The organism is Ideonella sp. P3_A4 (assembly GCF_056403075.1).
The window spans coordinates 1-8,866 of the sequence record NZ_JBFUGE010000242.1 but is presented as its reverse complement, the minus strand read 5'-3'; the positions used below and the strand labels follow the sequence as shown (position 1 = coordinate 8,866).

The following is an 8,866-nucleotide window of genomic DNA, read 5'->3' as shown; positions in this document are numbered from 1 at the left end:
CGTCTGCCCTCATGGTTGGACCTTGCATGGTTTGAAATCAGCCGCGGACGTTGTCATACCGCGGACTTTGGCAAGAGACGTTCCCGAAAACGCCGCACCACTCGCGGTGCGACCCCATCAATGCCGCGGAGCGCCGGGCGCCGGCTCGGCCACGCCGAGYAGATGCAGCAGGCTGTTGATGTCGACCGGCTTGACGAGGTGGAAGTCGAAGCCGGCGTCATGCGCCCGCTCGCGGTCGGCCTCCTGGCCCCAGCCGGTGCAGGCGATGAACAGCGGCGGTCGGCCCGAGCTCTGGTCACGCAGGCGCCGGCACAGCTCGTAGCCGTTCAGCTCGGGCATGCCGATGTCCAGCAGCGCCACGTCGGGCTGCCACTGCGCGGCCAGTTGCAGCGCCTCGGCGCCGCCATAGGCCGTGCGCACTTCCTGGCCGTGCAGCGACAGCATCGCCGCCAGGGTTTGCGCGGCGTCGACGTTGTCGTCGACCACCAGCAGCCGGTGGCGCGGCGGGTCGGCCGCTTTGGGGCGGCGCGGTGCGGCCGCCGTCTTCGGCATGGCGTCGCCGATCGGCAGCCGCAGGGTGAATTCGCTGCCCATCCCCGGCCCGTCGCTGTGCGCCTGCAGCGTGCCGCCATGCTGTTCCGTCAGCCCCCGCGCCAGCGCCAGGCCGATGCCCAACCCACCGCTAGAGCGCTCCAGCGCAGGTGACAGCTGCGAGAACATGTCGAAGATCAGCGGCAGCTGCTCGGCCGCGATGCCGATGCCGTTGTCGTGCACGCTGACGCAGGCGGTCTCACCGTCGCGCCAGGCCCGCAGCACGATGTCGCTGCCGGGGTCGGAGTATTTGGCCGCGTTGCTGAGCAGGTTGGCAATCACCTGTGTCAGCCGGGTCAGGTCGGCGTGCACCATGATCGGCTGCGCCGGCAGGTCCAGGCGCAGCCGATGCCGCTTCTCGTCGATCAAGGGCTGGATCGCCTCGACCGCCTGCCCGATCACCCGGCGCAGCTCCAGGCGCTCGATGCGCAACTCGATCTTGCGGCGCGTCAGCCGGCTGGCGTCGAGCAGGTCTTCGAGCAGGTGGCTCATCTGCACCACCTGGCGCTCGATGATGTCGCGGCACCAGGCCACGCGGCGTGGGTCGGTCAGGTCGTGGTGCAGGATGCTGACAGCGTTGCGCAGCGGCGCCAGCGGGTTGCGCAGCTCGTGGGCCAGCGTCGCGATCATCTCGTCCTTGGCCTGGTCGGCCTTGCGCAGGGTCTGCTCGCGGCTGCTCAATTCGGCCACCAGGTGGCTGCGCTCCAGCATCGCCGAGACCTGGTCGCACAGGCTCTTGATGACCAGCAGGTCGCCGCCGCGGAAACGGTCGAGGCTGGTCGAGACGAAGGCCGCAACGCCGTAGACGTGGCCGTGCGCCATCAGCGGGTAGCCGACATAGCAGCGCGCGCCGGCCTCCTTCAGCCGCCGCACCCTTTCGAACGGGCTTTGCTGCAGGTCGTCGACCACGATGCGGCTCTTGCGCTGCACCACCAGGCCGCACGGCGAATCGGCCACCGGCACGCAGGCCATCTCGTCGCGCTGCGCGTCGCTCAGGCCCATCGACGACTGCAGCAGCATCGACTTGCCATCTTCGCTGACGCCGTAGTCCAGGCAGATCTCGCAGCCCGCAGCCGCCCTCACCCGCTCGAGCAACTCGCGCCGCATCGTCGCCGGGTCCTGCTCGCCCAGGATCAGCGACTGGCTGGCATGCGCAAGTACGTCCAGTTGGCGCACCCGCTCGCGCAGCGATCGGTCGGCACGGTGGCGCTCGCTGATGTCGCGCGCGATCAGCGCCGAGCCGGCCACTTCCCCCAGCTCGTCACGGATCGGCGACAGACTCATCGACACCGGCACCCGCGCGCCTTGCGCCCCGAGCCGCTCGGACTCGATGTGGGCCACCTTCTGGCCGTGGCGCAGCCGGTACAGCAGGTCGGCCTCCTGGGCGCGCGACTCTTCCGGCACCAGCGCGTCCATCGGCCGGCCCAGCATCTCGTCGGCGGTGCGGCCGAACAGGCGGCGAGCGGCATCGTTCCATGAGGTGATGCGGCCATCGAGGTCTCGGCTGATGATGGCGTCGTCCGACGACGAGACGATCGCCGCCAGCCGGGCCATGCCCGTTTGCATGCGGATGCGTTCGCTGATGTCCAGCATCGCCACGCGGCACTGCCGGCCCTGGTGCGCCTTGGCTGCGGCGACAGTCGTCTCCAGCGCGACCCAGCGACCCTCGCCACCGTGGGCGGGCGCCAGCCTGAGCTCCAGCGTGCCGCCGCTGTCACCGCTCGCCACCGCCTCGAGATGAAGGCGGAAGTTCAGCTGGTCGTCGCTGCGGATGAACTGCGGCAACGGCAAGCCCAGCAGGCTCGCGTGGGGCATTCCCAGCAGCGCGGCGGCCACGTGGTTGGCTTCGACGATGCGGCCGTGCATGTCCAGCGTGACGTAGCCGAGCGGCGCGCGGTCGTACAGATCAACGTAGCGGTCGCGCGACTGTTCGAGTTCGGCCTGGGCGCGCCGCAGTTGCTCGTTCTGCCTTTCCAGCGAGACCTGGTGCTCGCCCAGCTCGTGGATCAGCTGGGCCACTTCACCGTGGTCGATCGGGTCCTCGGCGCGTTGAAGCGCTTGGGCCACGCGTTCTTCGGTGCGGCGGTGGATCTCGGACAGCGCTGCACCCAGGCCGGCTTCTGCCGGTGGTGCAGGATCAATAGCAGGGGCAGAAGGGCGATTCACGTGTTCCTGACTGTCGCAAGGCGTCAATCCACGATCAGGTGTGACCGACCACTCTCGCTTGATGCTTCTTCAGGCAATCCCTGTTCCTGAGCGAATGTCGTGAAGCGGCAATGACTTGGCGCCGGGAGTTGCGTCGATTCCGGGGTCGGGCGACAACAACTTCTGGCCCGGTTCTGGGCATGCGGAATGCCGGTGCAGGCCGCGTGCGTCTGGCACGCCCCAAGCAAAGCTTGCCGAAAGGAGTTCCGATGAAAGCCCGGCCCCAGGTGGTGTCTGCACCGTCGAAGTCATCACGCCCTCCGAGCGGGCCGTCGCCCGCCTCCGGGTCTTCCCTCAAGGGGGACGGCGACGGGTTGCCGCTGCCGCACGAGCGCGACGAGAAGACCGGCCAGACGGCGTCAGAGCCAACACCGGAAATGAAGCAGGCCTACGATGACATTGAGGCCGGTCAGGTCGATACCGACCTGCGGGCGACACCCGGGCTGGACGCGCAACGGCGCCGCGAGCTGCTGCGGCGACGCTGAAAACCGCCCGACTCGGTTGGGCGGGATGGATGCAGGCATGCCGATTGCCATCTGTCGGCGATCGTTGGGCAATCAAACTGAAACGGGAGCGCTGCGAATGGACCATGACTTGTACGGAAGGCCAGGCCGGCCCCAGGTGCTGTACGTTGAGGATGAGCCGACCAATGTCTTCCTGATGCAAGCCCTGTTCCGGTTGCGCCCGCATCTGGAGCTGGTGGTCGCAGCCGATGGCGCGGAAGCGATCGCGATCGCACCTTCCATCCGCCCGGCCTTGTTGCTGCTGGACCTGCGCCTGCCTGACTGCTGGGGCAGCGAGTTGCTGCCGATCTTGCGCCAGCGCTTCCACTGGCGCCATGTGCCGGCGGTAGCCGTCACTGCCGAGAGCGCCTTCGACGGCTCGAGCAGCGGCTTCATCGAGACCTGGCAAAAGCCGCTGGACCTTCAGTTCGTGATGCGGCGGCTGGATCGCTGGCTGCCGGCCAACCCGGCGTGGATGCCGGCACACACGGCAGCCGCGCCGATGGAAGCGCGCGCTCACTGAACATCAAGCCGGCGCACCGATCACCCGGTGCACCAGGTAGAGCTTGCGCAGTGCCGAGGCCGACAGCACGAAGGGGTAGAAGTCCGGCACGCCCATGCTGCGCGACAACTCGTTGAGCACGCCGGTCAGCTCCATCCAGCCGTTCACCAAAGCCAGGAAGGCCGGTGCGCCGGCGTCGGCCCAGGTGCCCAGCACCTCGGGCTTGAAACGCTCGTAGTTCAACTCGACGCTTTCGCCATCGACGCCGAAGCTGCGCGCGGTGTCCAGCGTGTCGCGCAGGTGCAGGTAGTGGGCCCAGGTCTCGGCCCAGTCTTCCCACGGGTGGCAGCTGGCATAGGCGCTGACATGACGCTCGCGCCAGTCGGCCGGTGCGCCGTTCTGGTAGTGCGCCTGCAGCGCCGCCGCGTAGTCCTGGCGCTCGTCGCCGAAGAGCTCGCGAAAGGCGTCCAGCCATGGGCTGCCCTCAGCGTCGACGAGGTACTGCCAGTAGTAGTGGCCGCTCTCGTGGCGCAGGTGCCCCAGCAGCGTGCGGTAGGGCTCGCGCATATCGGCCCGGCGCCGTTCGCGCTGCGCGTCATCGGCCTCTTCGGCGTCGAGCGTGATCACGCCATCGGCATGGCCGGTGACGACGGGCGCCTGGCCAGGCAGGCTGCGCAGCACGTCGAAGGCCAGCCCGTGCTGCGGGTCTTCGCTGGTCTTGGCCTTGACCGGCAGACCCAGGCCGATCAGTGTCGACACGAGCCGGCGCTGGGCCTGCGCCACGAGCCGCCAGTAGCGCTGGTTCTCGGGCAGCGACAGGTCGGGCAGCGTGCGGGTCAGCCGGCAGCAGCGGCACAGTGGCGCCTGGCCAGGTTGCAGCACGGCATGGGTGTCGGCCGGGTCGACCAGCCAATTGCAGGCTGCCGGGCTGTCGAGCTGAGCGCAGCGCTGGTAGGGCCGGCTCTTCTGGCGGCTGATGGCTCGCCACAAGGTGGTGCCGTTGGCCGGCTTGGCCGGTGAGTCGATGCGCTCCAGCGGCAGCAGCTGCCGCCGCGCCGGGTCATAACCCAGCGGCGTGTGGCAGGCCAGGCACTCGCTGTTGCGAAAGAAGACCGGGCGACCGCAGCGGCAGCGAAAGGCGCGCGGCATCAGGGGCCGAGGCACGTTGGCCATCGCACCTCAGCCCAGGCCGCGTGGCCCGCGGATCAAGCCAGCGCGGCGTCGCGCACCTGCGAGCCGGCCAGCGCCTCGGCCAGCACCGCGCTGAGCTGCTGCTCGAAGGCGTGCAAGGCGCTTTCCCAGTCGCTGCGCAAGGCCAGCGTGCGGGCCCGCTGGCGCAGCGCACAGCCGAGGGCCGAATCCTCCAGCGCCCGCTCGGCGGTGTGGAAGAAACTGCCGCGGTCGCCAGCCTCGGCCAGCCAACCGTCGTGGCCGTGTTGGATCAAGGCACCGGCGCCGGCGCTGTTGAAGGCCACCACCACCAGCCCGCTGGCCAGCGCTTCGAGCACCACGTTGCCGAAGGTGTCGGTGTCGCTGGGGAACAGGAACACATCGGCGCTGGCGTAGCAGCGGGCCAGGGCGCTGGCACGTTGCACACCGACGAAACGCACGTCCGGGTGCATGGCGGCGAGCTTCGCCCGCAGCGGCCCTTCCCCGGCCACCACCATGCGCAAGCCCGGACGGCGTTGACGCAAATACTCGAAGGCTTCCAGCGCCAGGCCGACGTTCTTCTCGGCCGCCAGGCGGCCGACGTACAGCAGCACCCGGTCGTCGGGGCCGACGCCCCAGGCTTCGCGCAGGTTGTCGTCACGCTCGGCGGGCGAGAACACACCGGCATCGACACCGCGGCCGATCACCGACGGGCGGTGGAAGCCGCGCGCAGACAACTCGTCGGCGAGCGAGCGGGTGGGCACGAAGGTGCGGCGCGCCATGTTGTGCAGCTGCCGCAGGTAGGCCAGCACCGCAGGCTGCAGCCAGCCCAGGCCATAGTGCTTGCCGTAGGCGTGGAGGTTGGTGCGGAAGTCGGCCGTCGACGGCAAGCCCTCGGCCTTCGCCGCGCGCAGCGCCGACCAAGCCAACGGCCCAGGCGTGGCCACGTGCACCAGTTGCGGTGCGCTCTGCTGCCAGCGGTCGCGCAAGGCGTTCACGGTGGCCCAGCCGAAACGCAGCCCGGGGTACATCGGGATCGGCGCGCCGGCCGTGCGCCACTCGCCGTTGTCGAAGGTGTGGTCGCCCGGATGCTCGGTGTCCTCGAACGAACGCGTGGCCTCGTGCGGCTGGCGCGGCCGGATCAGCTGCACGATGTGGCCGGCGCGTCGCAGGTGGTGCACGGCGCGGGCGGTTGTCAGCGAGACCCCGTTGATTTCGGGCGGAAAGGTTTCGGTGATGTAGGCGATGCGCACGTCGGACTTTCACTTTTGGGTTGTGGGCGCCAGGCAGTGAGCAACCAGCGGCTGTCGCTAGTCGGCAAGACCTGTTCCCGCCGCCTCGAACGGGCCGGTCATGAGGCGCCGGCGCGGCGCCGCGCCGCTGACTGCAGCAGGCCGATCAGCTGGCGTTCCGCAAGCGCGAGCCCGCGCTTGGCCGGCGGTGACCCGACCCAGGGCCGCGCCAGCAGCTCCGCCCGCCCCTCGGCGCTGGCCAGGCCGTCGCCCAGTGCCAGCACCGCCGGGTGGATGTAAGCCTTGCGGCAAACCGCAGGGGTGTTGCCCAGGCGGCGGGCGACCTCAGCGACCACCATCGATGGGCTGGGCACCGGCTCGGCAGCGCAGGCGGCCAGCGTCAAGGCCAATGCCTGCACGCTCGCGTGCCAGGTGCGAAAGTCTTTCGCGGTGGCGTGCAGCTCGCCGCTGGCCTCGGCCAGCCAGCTGTTGACGTCGGCCGAGCCGAGGCGGCAGATCGCCCCGTCGTCGTCCACGTACTGGAACAGCTCCTGGCCGGGCAGGTCCTGGCAGCGGCGCACGACGCGGGCCACGCGCTTGTCGGTCAGGCGCACCTCATGGCGCACGCCGCTCTTGCCGACGAACGACAGGCGCAACTCAGCCCCCCGCACGTCGACATGCTGGTTGCGCAAGGTGCTCAGACCGTAGGAGCCGTTGCTGCGGGCGTATTCGTCGTTGCCGATGCGCAGCCAGGTGGTGTCCAGCAGGCGCACCAGCGTGGCGAGCACACGTTCGCGCGTCGGCTCGGCCGCGCTGCCCAAGCGACGCTGCACGCGCTGCCGCAGCCGCGGCAGCACCAGGCCAAAAGCCAGCAGCCGGTCGAACTTGGTCTGGCCCCGGTGCGCCTGCCAGTCCGCGTGGTAGCGGTATTGCTTGCGGCCGCGCGCATCGCGGCCGGTGGCCTGGATGTGGCCGTCGGCGCGGGTGCAGATCCAGACGTCCTGGTAGGCCGGCGGTACGGCGAGCTGGCGGATGCGCTGCAGCACCGCCTCGTCGCGCAGCGGGCGACCACTGGGCAACAGGTAGACGAAGTGTTGGCCGCGGCGCCGGCGGCGGATGCCGGGTTCGCTGTCGCTGACCCAGCTCAGGCCGTCGCACGCCACCGGCATGTCGCGGGTCGGCATGGCGCTGCTCTTGCAAACGCCATGCCGGCCGAGGCGTCTACATCAGCTTGGCGCCGACGTGTCCTCGCCGTCGGCGGCGTATTCCTTCAGCCGGTTGTAAAGCGTCTTCAGGCTGATGCCCAGAACCGCCGCGGTGCGCTCTTTCTGGTACTTGTGATGGCGCAGCGTGGCTTCGATCAAGGCCCGCTCGGCCTGCGCCATCGAGGTGCCGACCGGCAGCGACACGATGTTGGCTKGGTCGGTGGCTATTGCGGCGGTGGTCGCCGGCACACCCGGCTCGGCCTCTGCGCTGATGGCCAGTTCGACTTCCGGCGATGCCGCAGCGGGCACCGCCATGCCCGGCTGGGGGCGCGGCAGCCATTCGTCGCTGATCTCATCGCCCGACGCCATCACATAAGCCCGTTGCACCGCGTTGCGCAGCTCGCGCACATTGCCCGGCCAGTGGTAGCGGCCCAAGCGATCGAGCGCGGCCTGCGTGAAGCGCTTGGTCTGCCCCTCTTGCTTGGCGATGCCTTCGAGGAAGTGTTGCGCCAGCAGCGGGACATCGGACAGGCGATCACGCAGCGGCGGCAACTCGATCGGGAACACGTTCAGCCGGTACAGCAGGTCTTCGCGCAGCTTGCCCGAAGACACAGCCTGCTCGGGCTGCCGGTTGGTAGCTGCGATCACCCGCACGTCGGCCTCTTGACTCTGCGTCGAGCCGACCCGCATGAAGCGACCGGTCTCGAGCACGCGCAGCAGCTTGACCTGCAGCTCCTGTGGCATCTCGGTGATCTCGTCGAGGAACAGCGTGCCGCCGTTCGCTCGTTCGAAGAAGCCCAGGTGCTGCCTGTCGGCGCCGGTGAAGCTGCCCTTCTCGTGGCCGAAGATTTCGCTCTCGATCAGGTTGGGCGAGATCGCGCCGCAGTTCACCGCGAGGAACGGCTGCTTGCGCCGCCGGCTCAGGTCGTGCACGGTTTGCGCGACCACCTCTTTGCCGCTGCCGCTCTCACCTGTGATGAACACCGTCACCGCCGTGCCGGCCACGCGTGAGATCTGCTCGTACACGCGCAGCATCGGCGCGGCCTGGCCCCACAGGTGGCCGAAGTGGCCCTTGCTGGCCAGGCCCGCGTTCATGCGCGCGACATCGGCCTTCAAGGCGGCCGGCTTCATGAAGCGCGACAGCACGCCCTGCAGCTGCCGCATCACGATCGGCTTGACGATGTAGTCGGCCGCACCGAGGCGCAGCGCCTCGATCGAGGTTTCCAGGCTCGCGTGGCCGGTGATCAGCACCAGCTCGGAGCTGGCGACCAGGTCGGGGTCGGAGAAAAGGTCCAGCCCGCTGCCATCCGGCAGCTGCAGGTCCAGCAGCACCAGGTCAGGCGGCTGCAAAGCGATCTGCCGCCGCGCATCGCGCAGCGTGTGGGCCAATGCGACGCTGAAGTTTTCGGTTGCGACGAGGTCCCGCAACGAAGTGGCGGAATCGATGTCGTCGTCAACAATGAGCACGTGGTTCAGAGC

At 69.3% G+C, this 8,866-nt stretch carries 7 protein-coding genes; 2 read left to right on the top strand and 5 right to left on the bottom strand.

Annotation, left to right across the window (positions count from 1 at the left end):
• Positions 1–117: 117 nt before the first annotated feature.
• The gene (locus tag AC1DYI_RS19740; protein ID WP_477205835.1) at positions 118–2,757 is read right to left on the bottom strand and encodes a PAS domain-containing hybrid sensor histidine kinase/response regulator; all 2,640 of its coding nucleotides are present in this window, start codon (positions 2,755–2,757) and stop codon (positions 118–120) included.
• Between the two features lie 248 nt (positions 2,758–3,005).
• Between AC1DYI_RS19740 and AC1DYI_RS19735 the strand changes: the two genes are divergently transcribed.
• A complete protein-coding gene (locus AC1DYI_RS19735) occupies positions 3,006–3,281 on the top strand; it encodes a hypothetical protein (RefSeq protein WP_477205834.1) in 276 nt (91 codons plus the stop codon).
• A 97-nt stretch (positions 3,282–3,378) separates the two neighbouring features.
• On the top strand, positions 3,379–3,822 hold the full coding sequence (locus tag AC1DYI_RS19730) for a response regulator (protein ID WP_477205833.1): 444 nt from the start codon (positions 3,379–3,381) through the stop codon (positions 3,820–3,822).
• Between the two features lie 3 nt (positions 3,823–3,825).
• Here the strand turns inward: AC1DYI_RS19730 and AC1DYI_RS19725 are convergent, their stop codons facing one another.
• The 4 genes from AC1DYI_RS19725 to AC1DYI_RS19710 form a co-directional block, all read right to left on the bottom strand.
• Positions 3,826–4,974, bottom strand: coding sequence for a zinc-binding metallopeptidase family protein (locus tag AC1DYI_RS19725; RefSeq protein ID WP_477205832.1), 1,149 nt, complete (start codon positions 4,972–4,974; stop codon positions 3,826–3,828).
• Positions 4,975–5,006: 32 nt separating this feature from the next.
• A complete protein-coding gene (locus AC1DYI_RS19720) occupies positions 5,007–6,203 on the bottom strand; it encodes a glycosyltransferase family 4 protein (RefSeq protein WP_477205831.1) in 1,197 nt (398 codons plus the stop codon).
• A gap of 98 nt (positions 6,204–6,301) precedes the next feature.
• On the bottom strand, positions 6,302–7,366 hold the full coding sequence (locus AC1DYI_RS19715; RefSeq protein ID WP_477205830.1) for a DNA topoisomerase IB: 1,065 nt from the start codon (positions 7,364–7,366) through the stop codon (positions 6,302–6,304).
• Positions 7,367–7,408: 42 nt separating this feature from the next.
• Positions 7,409–8,863 carry a sigma-54-dependent transcriptional regulator gene (locus AC1DYI_RS19710; RefSeq protein WP_477205836.1) on the bottom strand — a complete coding sequence of 485 codons (1,455 nt, stop codon included), beginning with the start codon at positions 8,861–8,863 and terminating at the stop codon, positions 7,409–7,411.
• Positions 8,864–8,866: the final 3 nt, after the last annotated feature.

What these genes read in the sequence shown, in the direction of transcription:
- AC1DYI_RS19735 (WP_477205834.1), top strand. Translation starts at nt 3,006, where the DNA reads ATGAAAGCCCGGCCCCAGGTGGTGTCTGCACCGTCGAAGTCATCACGC.
- AC1DYI_RS19730 (WP_477205833.1), top strand. Translation starts at nt 3,379, where the DNA reads ATGGACCATGACTTGTACGGAAGGCCAGGCCGGCCCCAGGTGCTGTAC.
- AC1DYI_RS19725 (WP_477205832.1), bottom strand. Translation starts at nt 4,974, where the DNA reads ATGGCCAACGTGCCTCGGCCCCTGATGCCGCGCGCCTTTCGCTGCCGC.
- AC1DYI_RS19715 (WP_477205830.1), bottom strand. Translation starts at nt 7,366, where the DNA reads ATGCCGACCCGCGACATGCCGGTGGCGTGCGACGGCCTGAGCTGGGTC.